General features: G+C 68.4%; 20 protein-coding genes and 1 pseudogene. 10 read left to right on the forward strand and 11 right to left on the reverse strand.

Annotated features, from left to right (window positions below; translation table 11 throughout):
* The 3 genes and pseudogenes from ABZX92_RS39930 to ABZX92_RS39940 form a co-directional block, all read right to left on the reverse strand.
* A pseudogene (locus tag ABZX92_RS39930) lies at window positions 1–519 on the reverse strand (hypothetical protein); the annotation flags it as partial.
* An 18-nt stretch (window positions 520–537) separates the two neighbouring features.
* A complete protein-coding gene (locus tag ABZX92_RS39935; protein WP_355570676.1) occupies window positions 538–972 on the reverse strand; it encodes a Fur family transcriptional regulator in 435 nt (144 codons plus the stop codon).
* A gap of 67 nt (window positions 973–1,039) precedes the next feature.
* Window positions 1,040–2,434 (reverse strand): PLP-dependent aminotransferase family protein, encoded by a 1,395-nt coding sequence (locus ABZX92_RS39940; RefSeq protein ID WP_355570677.1) that lies wholly within the window; start codon window positions 2,432–2,434, stop codon window positions 1,040–1,042.
* Between ABZX92_RS39940 and ABZX92_RS39945 the strand changes: the two genes are divergently transcribed.
* Genes ABZX92_RS39945 through ABZX92_RS39955 form a run of 3 tightly spaced genes read left to right on the forward strand, consistent with a single transcriptional unit; the run spans window position 2,433 to window position 4,075 of the window.
* On the forward strand, window positions 2,433–3,347 hold the full coding sequence (locus ABZX92_RS39945; protein WP_355570678.1) for a DMT family transporter: 915 nt from the start codon (window positions 2,433–2,435) through the stop codon (window positions 3,345–3,347). The two genes, ABZX92_RS39940 and ABZX92_RS39945, sit on opposite strands and share 2 nt — an antisense overlap.
* 55 nt (window positions 3,348–3,402) lie before the next feature.
* Complete coding sequence (locus tag ABZX92_RS39950) at window positions 3,403–3,687, forward strand: hypothetical protein (RefSeq protein WP_355570679.1); 285 nt, start codon at window positions 3,403–3,405, stop codon at window positions 3,685–3,687.
* Window positions 3,688–3,727: 40 nt separating this feature from the next.
* Window positions 3,728–4,075 (forward strand): MmcQ/YjbR family DNA-binding protein, encoded by a 348-nt coding sequence (locus ABZX92_RS39955; RefSeq protein ID WP_355570680.1) that lies wholly within the window; start codon window positions 3,728–3,730, stop codon window positions 4,073–4,075.
* 6 nt (window positions 4,076–4,081) lie between these two features.
* Here ABZX92_RS39955 and ABZX92_RS39960 read toward each other — a convergent pair whose 3' ends face one another.
* From ABZX92_RS39960 to ABZX92_RS39975, 4 genes are all read right to left on the reverse strand, one after another.
* Entirely contained in the window at window positions 4,082–5,254 is a 1,173-nt protein-coding gene (locus ABZX92_RS39960; RefSeq protein WP_355570681.1) for a hypothetical protein, read from the reverse strand.
* Complete coding sequence (locus tag ABZX92_RS39965; RefSeq protein ID WP_355570682.1) at window positions 5,251–6,747, reverse strand: WXG100 family type VII secretion target; 1,497 nt, start codon at window positions 6,745–6,747, stop codon at window positions 5,251–5,253. The genes ABZX92_RS39960 and ABZX92_RS39965 overlap by 4 nt, the downstream gene beginning before the upstream one ends.
* Before the next feature lie 7 nt (window positions 6,748–6,754).
* Window positions 6,755–7,291, reverse strand: coding sequence for a YbaB/EbfC family nucleoid-associated protein (locus ABZX92_RS39970; protein WP_355570683.1), 537 nt, complete (start codon window positions 7,289–7,291; stop codon window positions 6,755–6,757).
* A 69-nt stretch (window positions 7,292–7,360) separates the two neighbouring features.
* Window positions 7,361–8,233, reverse strand: coding sequence for a tat pathway signal sequence (locus ABZX92_RS39975; RefSeq protein WP_355570684.1), 873 nt, complete (start codon window positions 8,231–8,233; stop codon window positions 7,361–7,363).
* Between the two features lie 149 nt (window positions 8,234–8,382).
* Here ABZX92_RS39975 and ABZX92_RS39980 point away from each other — a divergent pair, with 149 nt between their 5' ends.
* Genes ABZX92_RS39980 through ABZX92_RS39990 form a run of 3 tightly spaced genes read left to right on the forward strand, consistent with a single transcriptional unit; the run spans window position 8,383 to window position 9,964 of the window.
* Entirely contained in the window at window positions 8,383–8,805 is a 423-nt protein-coding gene (locus tag ABZX92_RS39980; protein ID WP_355570685.1) for a hypothetical protein, read from the forward strand.
* Window positions 8,802–9,026, forward strand: coding sequence for a helix-turn-helix transcriptional regulator (locus ABZX92_RS39985; protein ID WP_355570686.1), 225 nt, complete (start codon window positions 8,802–8,804; stop codon window positions 9,024–9,026). The genes ABZX92_RS39980 and ABZX92_RS39985 overlap by 4 nt, the downstream gene beginning before the upstream one ends.
* Entirely contained in the window at window positions 9,023–9,964 is a 942-nt protein-coding gene (locus ABZX92_RS39990; RefSeq protein ID WP_355570687.1) for an NAD(P)-dependent alcohol dehydrogenase, read from the forward strand. The genes ABZX92_RS39985 and ABZX92_RS39990 overlap by 4 nt, the downstream gene beginning before the upstream one ends.
* Here ABZX92_RS39990 and ABZX92_RS39995 read toward each other — a convergent pair.
* Complete coding sequence (locus tag ABZX92_RS39995; protein WP_355570688.1) at window positions 9,922–11,103, reverse strand: amidohydrolase family protein; 1,182 nt, start codon at window positions 11,101–11,103, stop codon at window positions 9,922–9,924. The genes ABZX92_RS39990 and ABZX92_RS39995 overlap by 43 nt on opposite strands.
* Before the next feature lie 31 nt (window positions 11,104–11,134).
* Window positions 11,135–11,767 (reverse strand): GTP cyclohydrolase II, encoded by a 633-nt coding sequence (gene ribA / locus ABZX92_RS40000; protein ID WP_355570689.1) that lies wholly within the window; start codon window positions 11,765–11,767, stop codon window positions 11,135–11,137.
* 94 nt (window positions 11,768–11,861) lie between these two features.
* Here ribA and ABZX92_RS40005 point away from each other — a divergent pair, with 94 nt between their 5' ends.
* The 4 genes from ABZX92_RS40005 to ABZX92_RS40020 are packed head-to-tail and all read left to right on the forward strand — an operon-like array spanning window position 11,862 to window position 14,964.
* Window positions 11,862–12,272, forward strand: a complete 411-nt coding sequence (locus tag ABZX92_RS40005; protein ID WP_045311352.1) for a 6-carboxytetrahydropterin synthase — start codon at window positions 11,862–11,864, stop codon at window positions 12,270–12,272.
* On the forward strand, window positions 12,250–13,221 hold the full coding sequence (locus ABZX92_RS40010) for a glycosyltransferase family 4 protein (protein WP_355570690.1): 972 nt from the start codon (window positions 12,250–12,252) through the stop codon (window positions 13,219–13,221). The genes ABZX92_RS40005 and ABZX92_RS40010 overlap by 23 nt, the downstream gene beginning before the upstream one ends.
* The gene (locus tag ABZX92_RS40015; protein WP_355570691.1) at window positions 13,218–13,997 is read left to right on the forward strand and encodes a class I SAM-dependent methyltransferase; all 780 of its coding nucleotides are present in this window, start codon (window positions 13,218–13,220) and stop codon (window positions 13,995–13,997) included. Before ABZX92_RS40010 ends, ABZX92_RS40015 begins: the two co-directional genes overlap by 4 nt.
* 1 nt (window position 13,998) lies before the next feature.
* Entirely contained in the window at window positions 13,999–14,964 is a 966-nt protein-coding gene (locus ABZX92_RS40020; RefSeq protein WP_355570692.1) for a lysylphosphatidylglycerol synthase transmembrane domain-containing protein, read from the forward strand.
* Here the strand turns inward: ABZX92_RS40020 and ABZX92_RS40025 are convergent.
* On the reverse strand, window positions 14,875–15,570 hold the full coding sequence (locus ABZX92_RS40025) for a creatininase family protein (protein WP_355570693.1): 696 nt from the start codon (window positions 15,568–15,570) through the stop codon (window positions 14,875–14,877). The two genes, ABZX92_RS40020 and ABZX92_RS40025, sit on opposite strands and share 90 nt — an antisense overlap.
* On the reverse strand, window positions 15,557–16,549 hold the full coding sequence (locus ABZX92_RS40030; RefSeq protein WP_355570694.1) for a zinc-binding alcohol dehydrogenase: 993 nt from the start codon (window positions 16,547–16,549) through the stop codon (window positions 15,557–15,559). Before ABZX92_RS40030 ends, ABZX92_RS40025 begins: the two co-directional genes overlap by 14 nt.
* Window positions 16,550–16,720: the final 171 nt, after the last annotated feature.

Genomic DNA, 16,720 nt, shown 5'->3' on the forward strand with positions numbered 1-16,720 from the left:
AGATGACCCGCGTGGTGGAGCTTCGCCAGCGCGTGCAAGCAGCGGGCCAAACTCACCTGGGACGCGACAGCGGCAGCGATCTCCGGGACGGTCCAGGTTGCCGTTGTCCGGCCAGCTGTTCAGCGGGGCGAAGCGCTGCATGCCCGCACCGGCGCCACCGCGGCCGTCGTGGGTGCGGTAGGTGCCCGCGCTGTGCCACGCCATGCGGATCATGAACGGGCCGTAGTGCCCGAAGTCCGCCGGCCACCAGTCCTTCGACTCGGTCAGCACGGCGTCGACGTCGCGCGCCAGCTCGTCGAGGTCGACGGTCAGGAACTCCTTGCCGTAGTCGAACTCGCCGCCCATGGGGTTGGCCTGGACGGGGTGCTTGCGGAGGATCCGGAGGTTGAGCTGCTTGGGCCACCAGTCGCGGTTGCCGCCGCCCTCGGTGGGGTGGCTGAGTCGCCCGTGCGCGACCGGGCAGCCGCCTGCCTCCTCCACGTTCAGCTCGCTCAGCTTGGCGTCAGTGCTGTCGGACACGGGAATCCTTCCGGGTGTTCAGGAACTTTTCGCGGCGGTCGTGCACTCGGGGCAGGTGCCCCAGTAGATGACCTCGGCCTCGTCGATGACGAACCCGTGGTCGTCGGATGCGTCCAGGCAGGGCGCGGCGCCGGTCGCACAGTCGACGTCGGCGATCGCACCGCAGGATCTGCACACGACATGGTGGTGGTTGTCCCCGACGCGCGCCTCATAACGCGCCACCGACCCCTGGGGTTCGATGCGTCGCAACAGGCCGGCTCCGGTCAACGCGCGGAGCACGTCGTACACGGCCTGGTGAGAGACCGCGCCGAGGTTCTGACGCACGACACCGATGATCGAGTCCGTGTCGGCGTGCGGGTGTTCGTGCACCGCGGACAGCACAGCTATCCGCGGAGCCGTCACCCGAAGTGACACCCCTCGCAACAAGCGCTCGAAGTCGGAAGCCGTGGGCACGGGAGCTACCCTGCCGTCTTTTCTGGAGTGAGTCAAGTTAACGAACGATGCAATTCACTCGACCAGGTCATCGCCTCGTGGCGGCCACGGCGTCGGCCAACCGCCGCACGCCCTCGGCGAGCACGTGTTCAGGTGCTCCGCCGTAGGTCAAACGGAGAAAACAGCCCTGCGGTTCAGCGGCGAACCACGGCCTGCCGGGGAACACCACGACGTCGCGCGCCGCCGCGGCCGCCGTCAGCTCCAGGTCGTCCACGCCGTCCGGCAGCCTCGCCCACAGGTGCAGCCCGCCGGACGACCGCGCCACCTCGAACTCCGGCAGGTGCTCGCGGACCTCGCGGCGCAGAGCGTCGCGCCTGGTCCTGAGGGACTGCTGCAGCGTGCGGAGGTGCCGCCGCCACACCGGCGACGTCACGAAGTCGATCGCCGCCTCCTGCAACGGCCCGGCCACGTAGAGGTCCTGCCGCGACCGGGTGTTCTTGAGCCGGATGCCCGCCGGCCCGCGCGCCCCGATCACGGCGACGCGCAGCCCCGGCGCGGCCACCTTGGTCAGCGACCGCACGTAGACGACGTGCCCGTCGGTGTCCTGCGAGGCCAGCGTGGGTGGCGCGGTGCCGTCGATCGTGAAGCCGCGCGCCCAGTCGTCCTCGACCAGGAACGCGCCCGCCGTGCGGACGATCTCCATGACCTCGGGCCGCCGCTCTTCGGCGAGGACGGCGCCGTGCGGGTTCGCGTGCAGCGGCTGGCAGTAGAAGAGCTTCGCTCTGGTGTGCTCGAACGCGGCTCTGAGCAGGTCCGGCCTGACTCCGTGGTCGTCCGCCGGCACCGGAACGACCTTGAGCCCGGCATCTCTCGCCGCCGCGATCGCGCCGAGGTACGTCGGCGCCTCGACGAGCACCGCGTCGCCTCTCTCGGCGAGCCCTCTGAACACCGTCGCGAGCGCTTCCTGGGCGCCCGCGCACACCGTCATGTCGCCGGCCCTGAGCTCGCCGCCCGCCTCCTTCGCGAACCAGGCGCGCAGCTCCTCCTTGCCCTCGACCGGCACCCGTCCCCACGACGCGGGCCTGCGCGCCGCCCTGGTGAGCGCGGCGCCGAGCGCGTCCATCGGCTGCAGATCGGGGTCGAGATACCCGCTGGACAGGGGGATGACCTCGGGCTTCGGCACCGCGACGAGGTTGGCCACGAGGTCCTCGCCCGGCCGGCCCTCGCCGAGCGCGACCGCCTGCCACGACAGGTCCTGGCTTTTCGGCGTGGCTCGTCGGGCGATGTAGCTGCCTCGACCCGGCCGGACCTCGACGAGCCCTTCCGCGGTGAGGTGCTGGATCGCCTGCTGCACGGTCGCGGGCGAGGCGCGGTGCTTCGTCATCAGCTCCCGCACCGACGGCATCCGATCGCCCGCGCGCCCGGCCTGTGCCGCCGCTCTCAGGTCCTCGATAACGCGGACGGCTGCGTTATCCTCATTCATGAGAGCCAAGAGTAACGTTATCGCGCCCGCAGGGGTAACACTCGGCGCTTTGGGTGTGCTGGGCTTCAGCTTCTCGCTGCCGGCAACCCGCCTGGCAGTACTCGGGCTCGACCCGTGGTTCGTCGCTTTCGGCCGTGCCTTGGTCGCCGGTGTCCTTGCGGTTGGGTACCTGGCGTTATCGCGCGCCCCGCTCCCGTCCGTAACGCAGATCCGCCGCCTGGTCGTCGTCGCTCTCGGCATCGTGGTCGGCTTCCCGCTGTTCACCTCGTTGGCCTTGACCACCCAAACCTCGGCCCACGGCGCCGTGGTGATCGCCGTGCTGCCGATGTCCACCGCGATCTGGGCGGTTCTGCGCGCCTCCGAACGGCCGCCGTTGGTGTTCTGGTTGTCGAGCGGCGCGGGCCTGCTCGCGGTGCTGGCGTTCGTGGCTACCGGCGGCGGCTTCTCGGGTTCGCTCGGTGTTGCCGATGCGTACTTGCTGATCGCGGTTGTGTTGTGCGGCTTGGGTTATGCCGAGGGAGGCGCCCTCTCCCGCGAGCTCGGCGGCGCCCGCACGATCTGCTGGGCCCTGGTGGTCTCGTTGCCGGTAACTCTGCCGGTTTCCTTGTACACGGCGGACTTCTCGCGCGCTGATACCGTTGTCTGGCTCAGTTTCGCTTACGTGGCCCTGATCTCGATGTTCCTGGGCTTCTTCGCCTGGTACGCGGGTCTGGCCGCGGGCGGGGTCGCCAAGATCGGCCAAATCCAGCTGGCCCAACCGGTTCTCACCCTGATCTGGTCGGCGCTGGTGCTGGGCGAACCGGTCGGCTGGCCCGCCCTCGCCACCGCCGCGGTCGTGCTCGTCTGCGTGGTGCTGACTCAACGCAGCCGCGTCACACCGACGACGGTCTTAGCGGATCAACCAGTTCGCTGACTCCGGCGCGGTCGAACGCCTCGATGAGGTGCACACGGGCCACGACTCGTCTGCCGTGAGGTCGTCGATCGGCCAGTCCGCCGGCCACGCCGTCATCAACTCGATCTCGGCCGAGGCGACGACGGTCAAGCTCAACGCGTTGGCCGAGGCGCACGCGAACGCGGTGGTCGACGCCGGGTTGCGGCCGTGGGAATCGCTCACGCCGGTGCTGTCGCCGGCGAGCGCGTGGGGCGATGCCTCGCCCGCGGCCGGGCCGATCGTCACGGATGCGGCGCACCTGGCCACGCAACGGCACTGCGTTGTCGCCGCGGTGCCACGGTTGATCAAACCGCGGCGCTGAGCGGACTTATACTGCTGCCCTTCGGCTTTGGGGGTCGGCAGTGGCGACATCGGAGAAGCAGCTCCGCAAGATCGTGGACGCGCTCGCCGAGGTGAAGCGGACGTCCGGAAGCTCGTACGACACCTTGAAGGTGCGGGGCAAGGTGTTCGCGTACTTCTGGCCGCGCACGCAGACCGTCGGGCTGAAGCAGACGCTGTCCGAGCAGCTCGCGCTCGTCGCCGAACGGCCGGACGTCTTCGAGGTGCAGTTCACCGCGGGTGGCTTCGGCTGGGTCGTGGTGTACCTGGAGGGCATCGACGCGGACGAGCTCGCGGAGCTGGTGTTCGAGGCGTGGCGGTTGTCGGCGCCGGAGGATCTCATCGCCCAGGTGCCTGACCTCGCGCGCTGACCGGGCTCAGGGTTGACGCAGGTCCAAACGTGACCCGTCCGCGAACGCCAGGCGCACGATCGGCTGCACGGGCAAACTCGCGCCCACGTAAGGGGTTTCCAGTCGCACGGCATTGCGCGGGATCTCCGCGAACGTCGTGAAGACGCTGGACGGCTTGGCCTCGAACAGATGCGTCGGGTAGACCACGGCCACGCGCTGGTCGCTCACCGCCAGCCGCCCGTTGCCGCGGCTGAAGGCGAAGTGGTCGGCGAGCTGCACGGCCGTGGAGGACGCGCCTGGCGCCTCGACCCAGTAGCCGAGGGTCGGGTCGTCGACCCAGTCCGGCGGTGATGGCGGCGCGGGGAGTGGCCAGCGCAGCTTGTCGAGGGTGAGCGGAGGCATTGCGCCCACCGGACTCCACGGCACGTGCAGCGAGCCGCCGACGACACCGCCGACGTGCCCGAAGACCGGTGGCAGGCCCAGCACCAGGTTCTCGCCGCGACGTAGCCAGTGCTTGGTCAGCTCCTTCGCGACGATCTTGTTCTGCGCCGGAACCTTGGGCTTCAGCAGGAACTCGAAGCCCGAGCCGTCCACCAGCACCACCCGCAGAGAGGAGCCGGACGACTGCACATCGGCGATCTGGGCGCGCGGAATCTCCACGCTCACCTGGTAGTCCGGCACGGCGACCGGCTCACCCTCCACGTGCTCGCCGAAAGTGAGGCGGTTGTCCAGGAGGATCTTGCCGATGTCCTTGCCGAACCCGATCGCCTTGCCCAGGAACGATTTCGGCTCCGGTTCCGCGGGAGTCTGCTCCACCACGACCCGATGGGCGATCACCAGACGAGTGGACGTCAAGGCCCACAACCGGTTCTGGCGTTTGCCGGGCGACAACCCCGACACCGCACGCGCCGCGAGCGACGAACCCGAAGGCCCGAAGACCAGGTGATCGGCCTCCGGCGGCTTCTCGTCGGCCGAATCCCCGCCACCGCCGATGAAGGTCAGCGCGAACTCGCCCACTCCTCGGCCCACAGCGGACGCACCGCGTGCGAACAGCGAGCGGCCCGGTGCTCCGAGCTGGTCGAGACCGTCGATGTTGTAGTAGAAGGTCTGCCGGTACATGGCCCAGACCAGCGACTCGCCGGCCCGGCAGACGTGCTGCCGGGCGACGTGGCCTGGGCCCAGTGGTGCCGAGAAGATCACTCGTACTCGAATCCGCGGTTCATGGCGTCAGCACGCTCGTCGTCTGAGGACGGGTCCTGACCCTTGTTGTAGCCGTACTTGATGCCCTGCTCCACCGCGAGGCCGGGCGCGTTCTCCATGACCCCGTTCTTGATCGCCGTCGGCACGTGGCCCGTGCCGCTCATCCCCGCCATGCGCAGGCCCGTTTCGGCGAGGTTCGTGGTCAGCGAGTCCGCACCCTCACCGTTCACACCGAACCGCTCGGCGAAGCGGTTGCCCGTCTTCGACGCCATCGTCGCGGCCTCGGCGCCGTCGTCGATCTTGGTGTTGGCCTTGGTGAGGATCTTGGCCATCGGGTTGCCGTCGACCTTGCGCATCAGCCACTTCTCGGCCTTGTTGCCGTTGCGCAGGTCCTCCGCCTTCTCGACGAGCTTCTTCAACGGGCCCTTGCGCAGCTTGACCAGCATCTCCTCGAGCTTCTTGATCAACGGCATGAGCTTGCCGAGCAGCTGCTTGACCTTCATGCCGAGGCGCGCCATCGTGCCGGTGACCTCGGCGGTGGTGGCGACACCCGCGGCGCCCATCGAGGCACCGGCCGTGATCCACGAGGCGGCCAGCGCGGCCAGCCACTCGATGATCAGGCCCATCACGAGCTCCTGCAGGATGTCGATGCAGATCTCGACGAACGCGTCGAAGAGATCGGCGGCGAGATCCAGCATCTGCTGCAGGCCGCGGATCTCGTTGGAGAACGCCTCCGCGCCAAGACCGAACTCGTCCATCTGCTGGCGGAACTTGTCGCCCGCCTCGCCGGTCCACGGCTGTGCCATCGCGGACGCGCGGGTCTTCTCGTGCTCGCCGGCCTGCTGCACCCAGTCCGCGACCTTGCCCCAGCCCGTGGCGGTGCTGCGCATCTGCTCCGGGTCGCCGATCGCGGGTTCGAGCACGAACTCGACGATCGGGCTGATCACGATGCCGATCAGGAAGCCGAGACCGTTGTCGATGAGCGACTTGCCCGGGCTCGTCACGAGCTGCAGCTGCTCCATGCGCGAGTTCACGGCCGCGATCGCCACGTCCGGCGGGCTGCTGGCCCGCGAGACGTCACCGCTGGTGCTCACCCACGAGCTGCCGTAGCCCGCGTTCTGCTCGAAGTCGCTCTTGCGCCCGGCGTCGCCCGCGCTGTTCAGATCGTTCAGCGTCCCCGGGCCACCGCTGGAGCCGAGCTTCTGGAACCCCTGGTGGATCGCGTCCTCGACGTCGCGGTACGTCTGCGCCGTCGCCTCCGTGCGCTCGGCCACGCCCTCCAGGAAGCCCTTGGCCTTGTTGGCCATCTCCTGGCATTCCTGCAGGCCCTCGAAGTACTTGTACGCCATCAGCTCGCCGAGCGGGCCGAAGCAGTCGTCGCTCACCCGTGCCTGTTCGAGCAGTGTCGCCAACTGTCCGAAGTGGCCGGCGGCCTCCTTCGAACCGTTGCTGTGCGCCGTGAGGGCACCGCCCTGCACGTTGAAACCCGTCATGCCCCAGTCACCTCAGGATCGAGTTGCCGCCGAAGTCGTCATCGTCTGAGACCGGCCTCGGCCTCGGACGGTTCCCCGGTGCGGGGTGCGACACAGGCGGCGGCCGGTGCTGCGGCGGTGGCGGCGCATACTGCTGCTGCGGTGGCGGAGGCGAAAACTGCTGCTGCGGCGCGTTCTGAGGCGGCGCGTCCGGCATCATCACGCCGGCGTGCGCGTTGAACGCCTCCTTGAACTTCTCCGCCTGGTCGCCGAGCACCGGCACGACCGTCTCCTGCAGCATCTGCGCGGCCTGCTGCGTCGCAGCCCTGATCGTCGCCAGGATCTCCTGCTGCAGCTGCGTGTGGCTGTACTTCATCGCGTTGGGACTGAGCTGCAACCCCAGCACCGCGCCGGACGGCGCGACCGTGACGATCACCGAGCCGTCGCCGCTGCGAGCCTGCCCGCGCAGTTCCGAGATCTTGTCCTTGAGCTGGCCCGCTCTGGCGGCCTGCTCCTGGAACTCGCGGATCTTCTCCTCCAGCTGTGCCCTCCGGTCCGGCACCATCGACCCCTTCCCCAGTTCCGAGCAGGTCGGGGACAACGCTAGCAACCGGGTCTGACAGTCCTCTGACGTTCAGCGGAAAAGGATGCGGGTGATCTCCGTATCAGTCTGCCGGCCGGCGTCGTAGCCGCCTTCGCCCCTGAGGTTGTTCATGATCGCAACGGTGTACCGCGCGTCCTGCCCGACGAAGCCGACGGAGTTCATCACCCAGCCGCCGTCTTCCTCCGACCAGCCGTTCTTCGTGCCCGAGTCCGGTCCCCAGACACCCCACTGCTGCTCGGGACCGACCTGCCGCATCTGCCCGACGATGTACTCGCGGTCCTCGGCGGGCACGGTGTCCAGCACGTAGTTGATCAACCGGTCGAGGTCGTTCGTCGTGCACTTCTGGAAGCCCCAATAGGGAAAAGTGGACGAATAACCCTTTTGTGGCACCAAATCGGTCATTCCGTACTTCGGGAACGCCGCGTTGAACGTCGTGCCGGTGTACTTCTTCCACAACGAGTCCGCGGCGTTGTCGTCGGAGCTGTGCAGCATCGCGGTCATCAACCGGCGGTCGTCGGAGGTGAGCGTGATCTTGCCGGACCGGTTGCGCTCCAGCAGGTTCACCACCATCGCGAGCTTGATCGTCGAGGCCGTCCAGGTCATGTCGCCCGCGTGGTCGTTGCGCCACGTCACCCCGGTCTTGCGGTCGCGCAGCACGATGCCGACGGTGCCCGGCCGCGTCTCCGCGTAGGCCTTCGCGTCCACGATGCGCTTCTGGAACCCGCACTCGAAACCGCTGTCGGGCAACGCGCACACCTCAGGGGTGGCGACGGCCGCGGCGGGCGTGTGCGAAGTCGACGGGGACGTCGGTTGCGTGCTCGTGGTGGCGGAAGGAGCCGCCACTCCGGCTTGACCACACGCCGTGAGGGCAAGCGCGCACGCAACAAGGATCGGACGGAGCATGAGCCGCACGCTATAGGGGCCAATCGGCGGTAGTCGACCGCCATCCGGACGCGTCGATCAAGACCGGGTGCAAGTCAAAGATGTTTGACACGGTGTCTGCTTCACTTTACCTTGGTCGTGTCAGGTTTCTTTGACATCAGGGGTGGGACGTGGCGGTTGAGGAGAAACGGGCGTGGGCCTTGGCGGCGTCCGCCGTGGTCGGTTATGCCGTGTATGTCCTGCTCGTGCTGACCGGCAGACATGGGCGGCCGCTGGCTGAAGCGCCGTACATCGGGGCGCTGCTGTGGACGATCGGGCTCGGGATCGTCTTCGGCATCGTGACGGGGATCTGGTTCGGCATCGCCGCGCGCGACGACGGCCTGCAGGCCGACGAACGGGACCGCGAGATCGGCCGGTTCGGCGACCACATCGGCCAGTCGTTCGTCGTGATCGGCGGCATCTCGGCGATGGCGCTCGCGATGGTCGAGGCGCCGTACTTCTGGATCGCGAACGTGCTCTACCTGTGCTTCGTGCTGTCCGCGCTGCTCGGGTCCCTCGCCAAGATCGCGGCGTACCGGCGGGGAATGCGGTGAAGCCGACGAAAGTCACGAACTCCATCCGCGCGCTGCGATTCGCGCACGAGGAGATGAAGCAAGCCGATCTCGCGAAGGCCGTCGGCGTGACGCGGCAGACGCTGATCGCCATCGAGCAGGGCAAGTACTCGCCCTCGCTGGAAGTGGCCTTCAAGATCGCGCGCGTGTTCAAGGTGTCGCTCGAAGACGTGTTCCAGTACCCGGAGGAGGAAGAGCTGTGAAGGCTGTCGTGCAACGAAGATACGGATCGGCGGTGCTCGGTGACCTGGACGTGTCCGTGCCCGGGCAGGGTGAGGTTCTGCTGGAGGTGCGGGCGGCCGGGGTCGACATGGGCACCTGGCACCTGCTCTCCGGCAAGCCGTACCTCCTGCGGTTCCTCGGTTTCGGGCTCCGCGGGCCGAAATGTCCCGTGCCTGGCAGGGATGTTTCCGGTGTGGTCGCGGCATTGGGCCCCGGTGTCACCGGGTTCGCGGTCGGCGACGAGGTGTTCGGCACGTGCGAGGGGTCGTTCGCCGAGTACGCGGTCGCGCCGGTCTCCCGGCTCGCGCGCAAGCCCGGGAACGTCTCCTTCACGGACGCGGCCGCGGTGCCGATCTCGGGAGGCACCGCGTTGCAGGGGTTGCGTGACGTCGAGCCGGGGCAACGGGTTCTGGTGCTCGGAGCCGGTGGCGGCGTCGGGTCGTACGGCGTGCAGATCGCGAAAGCCCTTGGCGCACACGTCACCGGTGTGTGCAGCACGCGCAAGGTGGGCATGGTGCGGTCGATTGCGGACGAGGTCTTCGACTACACCGCCGGGGACTTCACCGGCGCGTACGACCTCATCCTGGACTGCGGCGGCAACCGGCCGTTGTCCCGGCTGCGCAGGGCTGCCACCCCGCGCGGAACAATCGTGCTGGTCGGTGCCGAGACCGGGGGAGCGATCACCGGCGGGTTCGAACGGGCGTTGCGCGCGGCGGCGATGAACCCGTTCGTGTCGCAGAAGCTCGTGATGCTCATGTCGGCAGAACGCGCCGACGTGTTCGACGAGCTCCGCGTGTTGATCGAGGCCGGCGAGGTCAAACCCGCGGTGGAACGCACTTTCCCGTTGTCCGAGGCACTCGACGCCGTCGAGCACGTCTACTCGCGACGGTCCATCGGCAAGGTCGTCGTCACGATCTGACCGCCGATCACCACGGTTGTCACGTTCCCGAGCGCCGTGATGTCGCGCATGGGATCTCCCCGCACGGCGATGATGTCCGCGTCCCACCCCGGCTTGAGCACGCCTTTGGTGACACCGCACACCTTCGCGGCCTGACTCGTCGCGGCGGCCAGCGCACCCGCGTTGGGCACTCCGCCCTTGACCAGATCGGCGACCGAAAAAGGCAGAGCACCGTGCGGTTTGCCCGCACCGATACCGCCATCGGTGCCCGCCACGGTCTTCACGCCGTGGTCGTACATCAGACCGGCCATGCTGACCTTGGTGGTGTAGCTCATGCCGATCTTCTCCCACGCCTCCTTGATGAACGGCGGCGGTTCCTGCGTGACGCCCAGGGTGTGGCACACCGCGATGTCCGCCTCGGCCAGGGCGTCCATCAGGTCGGGAGGAACCTGCATGCCCCGGTCGGTCAGGCAGGAGAGGTGTTCGATGCCGTCCACTCCCGCGGCCACGGCTCGTTGTGCCGCAGCGAGGCTGTGGGCGTGGGCGGTCACCGGCAGGCCGTGCGCGTGGGCTTCCTCGACCACCACGCGCAGCTCGTGCTCGGTGAACTGGCAGTCGCTCACGTTCGTACCAGGGGTCGCGAAACCGCCGCTGGCCATGATCTTCACGATGTCGACCTTGCGTTCGGCGCGCTCGCGCACGGCTCGCCGCAACGCGTCGTCGCCGGAGGTCTCGCCGCCCATGGACCAGCAATGGCCTCGGGGACAGGTGATGGGCGGGCCGGAGCCGAGGACGCGCTGGACGTGCCGGCCGCGCTGCTCGATCACCGACCACTGGTGGTCACCCAGGTCGCGGACCGTCGTCACGCCGGCCCTGAGCTGACGCGCGAGGCTGTCCTCGATCACCGCGTCGATCTGCTCGGGCGAGAAGCCGGGCAGCCGGTCCAGCGCGCCGTTCTCGCTGTCCGCGCAGAGGTGCACGTGGGTGTCGATCAGTCCCGGTAGGACGGTGGCGGTGCCGAGATCGACGACCTCGGCACCGGGAACGTCGGGGTGGCCCTGCTCGACAGCTTTGATCGTGCCGTTCTCGGTGATGACCGTGACGGGACCGGCGACGGAGTGCTCACCGTCGAACGCACGCCCTGCTCGCAGCGCCAGCATCGAGTCATTCTGAGCGGCGCGTGCGGGGAAATCAACGGGCGTGCGGCAGCGTGAACGAGTCGACCTGCGGCAGGTCGTGGCCTAGCCGGTCGCGCTTCGCCGTCAGGTACGCGATGTTGTGCGGGTTGGGCGTCATCAGCGACGGCACCCGAGCCGTGACCGGGATGCCGTTCTCCTCCAGCGCCGCGATCTTGTCCGGGTTGTTGGACATCAGCCGCACGGACTGCACGCGGAGGTGGCGCAGCACACGGGCGGCGGGCGTGTAGTCCCGGACGTCCACGGGAAGACCCAGCGACGTCGCGGAGTCCAGCGTGTCCAGGCCCTGGTCCTGCAGGACGTGCGTGCGGATCTTGTCCACCAGACCGATGCCGCGGCCTTCGTGGCCGCGCAGGTAGACCAGGATGCCGCTGCCTTCGCGCACGATGGTGTTCAGCGCGGCGTCCAGCTGCTCACCGCACTCGCAGCGCATGGCCGCGAAGATGTCACCGGTCATGCACTCGGAGTGGATGCGCACCAGCACGTTCTCGCGCAGCTTCGTCTTGCCGTAGACGAGCGCCATGTGCTCGTGACCGTTCGCGCGGAACGCAACAGCGCGGAAGGTGCCGCGGCGGGTCACCAGGTCGGACTCAGCCACGTCTTCGTCGTTGAAGGCCTGTTCGAACATCTCGGGTCCCCTCGTCCACCTGGCGCCTCCCGAGCGTTCAACTACGCTCGGATGCGAGGTCGCACCGTAACCCGACCGCACAGCGGAGGTCATCCTGTTCAGCATCACCGTCCGCGATCACGTGATGATCGCCCACAGTTTCCGCGGCGAGGTCTTCGGTCCGGCACAACGTCTCCATGGAGCAACGTTCCTGGTGGACGCGACGTTCAAACGTCTTGAGCTGGATTCGGACAACATCGTTGTCGACATCGGACTCGCCACGCAGGAGCTGAACAAGGTCCTGGCGGCGTTCAACTACCGCAATCTGGACGAGGAACCGCAGTTCGCGGGCATCAACACGTCCACGGAGTGGCTCGCGAAGCACATCGCGGACCAGCTCGCCGAGAAGATTTCCGAGGGCGCTCTCGGTGAGGGTGCTCACGGCATCGATGCGATCGCCGTCACACTCCACGAGTCCCACGTGGCGTGGGCCGGCTACGAGCGTGCACTTCGTACTGCCGGCTGACGCCGACGATCCGGCCAGTCCCAGCGGCGGCAACGTCTACGACCTCAGGGTGATGGGAGACCTCACCCGGCTGAGCGTCGCTGGTGACTGGCCGTGCCCGTCCGATGTCACGGCGTTGGAGCAAACGCTTGCGGACATCCCGGACGGCGAGGTCGTGCTGCTGGACGGCCTGGTCAGCTGCGGTGTGCCGGAAGTCGTCGTGCCGCACGCACGACGGCTGAGGCTGGCCGTTCTGGTGCACCTGCCGCTGGCTGACGAGACCGGTCTCGATCCCGAGACAGCGCGCCTGCTCGACGAGAAGGAACGCCAGGTCCTGAGGGCTGTGAGCGCGGTCGTCGCGACCAGTCCGACAGCGGCGCGCAACATCAAGACCAGGCACGGGCTGGACACCGTGCACGTGGTGGTTCCCGGCACCGATCCGGCGCCGGAAGCGGCGGGCACGGACGGGGTCAGCGAGCTGCTGTGCGTTGCCTCGATCACACCCCGAAAAGGCCACGACCTGCTGATCAGGGCGTTGCAGAAGATCGACTACGAGTGGCGGCTCGTGTGTGCGGGCCCGATCCGGCCGTTCGTCGGGCAACTGCCGCGAGATGATCGCGTCAGCTTCCCCGGACCGCTCACCGGCGAGGCCTTGACCAGGGCTTATGACGCCGCTGACCTGTTCGTGCTGGCGTCGCGCAACGAGACGTACGGGATGGTCGTCACCGAGGCGCTCGCACGTGGTCTGCCGGTGATCGCGAGTGCCGTGCCGGACGCGCTGGGGGACGGCGGGCTGCTGGTTCCAGCAGGTGACGAAAATGCATTGGTAGCTGCGCTGACCCGCTGGTTTCAAGATCAAGAATTTCGCGCTGAACTGCGGGCGCGAGCACTGACCCGGCGGGCCCGGCTGTCCACTTGGGACGAATCCACAGAGGACCTGCGGAGGGTGCTGGCTAGTCTGCGGCCATGACCTTCGCCCCGGAATGGCTGGCACTGCGGGAAATCGCCGACGCATCCGCACGTTCGACCGAGCTCGTGGATGTGGTGCGCGAAACACTGGTGAACCGAAACCGCCTGACGATCCGTGACCTGGGTTGTGGCACGGGATCGATGGGACGATGGCTCGCCGGCAGGCTCGGCGGCGTACAGCACTGGGTGCTGCACGACCGCGACCCCCGGCTGCTCGGGCTGGCGGAGGCCGGCATGAGCGCCTTCGAGAACGTCACCGTCGAGACGCGTGAGGGCGACCTCACCGCGCTCACTGCCGCTGACCTGGCGGGCACTGACCTGATCACGTGCTCCGCGCTGCTGGACCTGTTGACCGCCGACGAGATGAACGCTCTGGCCGTTGCTTGCGTAGAAGCACATGTGCCCGCACTGTTCACGCTCTCGGTGGCAGGCCGGATCGAGTTCGACCCGGCCGAGCCGCTCGACGCCGCCTTCTCCGACGCGTTCAACGCTCACCAGCGCCGCGTCGTGGACGGGCGCAAGCTCCTCGGACCGGACGCCCCGGCCGCTGCTGAAGAGGCATTCGTGGCAGCGGGCGCTTCGGTTCGGACGGCTTCGAGCCCCTGGCGCATGAACGCTGACGCGCTGCAGAGGGAATGGCTCAAGGGTTGGGTGGGCGCGGCGGTCGAGCAGGAACCCGCACTGGCCGCCGAGGCGCCCGAGTACCTGCGTCGCAGGTCAGAGGCATCAGCGGTGGTTCACCACGTTGACCTGCTGGCGATACCGGGAGCTGTGTGACATGAAGCGTTTTTGGCCGTGGCTCCGTCTGTTGCTGGCGGTGGCGATCCTCGTGGGTCTGGGCTTGCGCCTGGGCACCGGGGCGTTCCTCGACGGACTTCGCGCGATCGACGCGTTCTCCGTCACCGCCGCGCTGGCGATCGGGTTCGCGACGACGGTGCTCAGCGCGGGTCGCTGGGTGCTCATCGCGCGCCGCCTCGGCCTGTCGCTGACCATGCGCACGGCGGTCAGCGACTACTACCGCGCGTTGCTCGTCAACGCCGTGCTGCCCGCGGGCGTGCTCGGCGACGTGCACCGCGCGGTCAACCACGGGCGTGAGTCCGGCGACGTCGGACGTGGCGTGCGCGCCGTGTTCTTCGAGCGCTTCGCCGGGCAGCTGGTGCTCATCGGGATCGGGCTCGCGGTGCTGTTCCTGCACCCGTCGCCCGGCCTCGACCTGCACCTGAGCGGCACCACCATCGGGCTTGTGCTGGCCGGTCTCGTGGCCGCTGCGGTGACCGGCTGGCACATCAAGCCGGTGCGTCGCGTGCTGGTGAACACGCTGGCCGACGGCATCAGGCTGCTGTCCTTCAAGACCTGGCCCTCGGTGCTCGGGCTGTCGGCCGCCACGGTCGCCGGGTACGTGGCGATGTTCGTCGTCGCCGCCCGCGCCGCCGGGTCGGACGCCACGATCACGCAGCTCGCGCCGGTCGTGGTGCTGGCGCTGCTGATCATGGCCATCCCGGTCAACATCGGCGGGTTCGGGCCGCGCGAGGCGTTCCTCGCGGTGGCGTTCGGTGCGGCCGGACTGGGTGCGTCTCAGGGTTTCACCACCGGCATCGTCTACGGCGTGCTGGCGTTGGTCGCCGCTCTGCCGGGCGCCGTTCCGCTGCTGCTTTCACGCCGTGCCAAGACCGCCGAAAAGGTCGAGGTAGTCGCCGAAGGACTCGACCAGACCCGCGAGCAGGAGCTCGCCCTTGCGCGCTGACGCGAGCGATGGCAGCCCGATGACGCCGGACTCCGTGTACGGCGCCAGCCCCAGGGTGAGCATGTGCCGCCGGTCGTCCGCCAGGTGGTCAGCGGTTTCGTAGCCGGGACGGATCAGATCGGGGTGGGCGTGCAGCAGGATCGAGGTCTCCAGCTCACCCGCGTGCATGTCGCTGTACGCCGAGGTCTCGATGCCGGCCTTCTCCCTGGCGGACGCCCAGTCGTCCCGGCCGGGGAAGAGCGCGAGGTTCCGGCCCTCCTGCACGATGTTCGACAGCACGTAGTTGCCGCCGTGGCCGTTCACCAGCACCAGGTGCTCGACGCCGGTGCGCCGCAAAGAGTCCGCGATGTCGTTGATGACTGAGATCAACGTGCTCGCGGAGATGCTGACGGTGCCGGGCCAGTCGGCGTGTTCCTGCGAGCACGAGAACTGGATCGGTGGCAGCAGCCGGACTCCGTGGGCTTTCGAGATCGCCGAGGCGATGGTCCACGCGATCACCGAGTCCGTGGCCAGCGGCAGGTGCGGGCCGTGCTGCTCGGTGCTGCCGACCGGGAGCACGGCGATCCGCTGGTCACGGACGTCGACCGTGGTGTCACTCGGAAACATGGCTGTGTCCATCCTTCTCGGGACCGTAGTCAATCCGGTGGCACAGCGCCGGAATCTCCCCGTCGGCGAGCTTCGGCATCACCTGTGGCAGGTCCTCGAACGCGCTGTGGCCGGTGATGAGCGCGTCGAACCGGTCGTCGGCCAGCAGATCGAGCGCGAGCGCCATGCGTTCGCCGTAGCTGCGGTCCGGGCGGCCGACCACGCCGACTTGACTGCTGCGGATCGTCAGCCTGCGCGAGTGGAAGAACTCGCCCAGCGGCACCGCGATCTTCCGGTCGCCGTACCAGCTCAGTTCGACCACGCGGCCTTCCGGGGCGAGCAGGTTGAGCGCGGTGGTGAGGCCGGGTTCCGTTGCGCTGGCGTGGAAGACGAGGTCGCAGCCGTCGAGGGCGTTGTCCGGCAACGCGAACCCGACGCCGAGCTGGTCGGCGATGGCCTGCCTGCTGGGATCCGCGTCCACGAGCTGGACGCGCGCGCCCGGGAAGGTGGCGATGACCGCCGCGATGCTCGACCCGACCATGCCGCCGCCGACCACCGCGATCCGGTCGCCGATCAGCGGATGTGCGTCCCACACGGCGTTCACGGCGGTTTCAACGGTGCCGGCGAGCACGGCTCGTTCGGCGGGAACGTTGTCGGGGACGACCGTGACCGAGGTTTCCGGCACCACGTAACGGGTCTGGTGTGGATAGAGGCAGAACACGGTGCGGCCCTTGAGCTGTCCGTGTTCGACGACGCCGACGTTGAGGTACCCGTACTTGACCGGCCACGGGAAGTCACCCTCCTGGAACGGAGCGCGCATGGTGGCGTACTGGTTCTCGGGGACGCCACCGCGGAAGACGAGGGTCTCCGTGCCGCGGCTCACCCCGGAGTGCAGCGTGCGCACCTCGACCTCGCCCGGTCCGGGCTCGGCCAGTGTGACCTGCCGAACCTCTCCTCTTCCAGATTCATTGAGCCAAAAGGCACTCGCCGTACGTGTCACTCACAACACCTCCGCCGCGAAGTCCACTAGGGGCACCTGATGATCACACTTCAGCACACCAGGACACCCGTTGCCGCCGGAACGCGGGCCGTTCCCGACCCGGCTATCTGGGGCATCACCAGCGCTAACAGCGCCAAAGTGACACCCAGGCGGGTGCCGAGCAGGTGGCGC

This window comes from Lentzea sp. NPDC006480 (genome assembly GCF_040611995.1).
Lineage (GTDB): Bacteria > Actinomycetota > Actinomycetes > Mycobacteriales > Pseudonocardiaceae > Lentzea.

Coding starts and splice junctions, on each gene's coding strand:
- ABZX92_RS39945 (WP_355570678.1), top strand. CDS start 2,433: ATGAGAGCCAAGAGTAACGTTATCGCGCCCGCAGGGGTAACACTCGGC.
- ABZX92_RS39940 (WP_355570677.1), bottom strand. CDS start 2,434: ATGAATGAGGATAACGCAGCCGTCCGCGTTATCGAGGACCTGAGAGCG.
- ABZX92_RS39965 (WP_355570682.1), bottom strand. CDS start 6,747: ATGACGGGTTTCAACGTGCAGGGCGGTGCCCTCACGGCGCACAGCAAC.
- ABZX92_RS39970 (WP_355570683.1), bottom strand. CDS start 7,291: ATGGTGCCGGACCGGAGGGCACAGCTGGAGGAGAAGATCCGCGAGTTC.
- ABZX92_RS39975 (WP_355570684.1), bottom strand. CDS start 8,233: ATGCTCCGTCCGATCCTTGTTGCGTGCGCGCTTGCCCTCACGGCGTGT.
- ABZX92_RS39995 (WP_355570688.1), bottom strand. CDS start 11,103: ATGCTGGCGCTGCGAGCAGGGCGTGCGTTCGACGGTGAGCACTCCGTC.
- ribA (WP_355570689.1), bottom strand. CDS start 11,767: ATGTTCGAACAGGCCTTCAACGACGAAGACGTGGCTGAGTCCGACCTG.
- ABZX92_RS40015 (WP_355570691.1), top strand. CDS start 13,218: ATGACCTTCGCCCCGGAATGGCTGGCACTGCGGGAAATCGCCGACGCA.
- ABZX92_RS40020 (WP_355570692.1), top strand. CDS start 13,999: ATGAAGCGTTTTTGGCCGTGGCTCCGTCTGTTGCTGGCGGTGGCGATC.
- ABZX92_RS40025 (WP_355570693.1), bottom strand. CDS start 15,570: ATGTTTCCGAGTGACACCACGGTCGACGTCCGTGACCAGCGGATCGCC.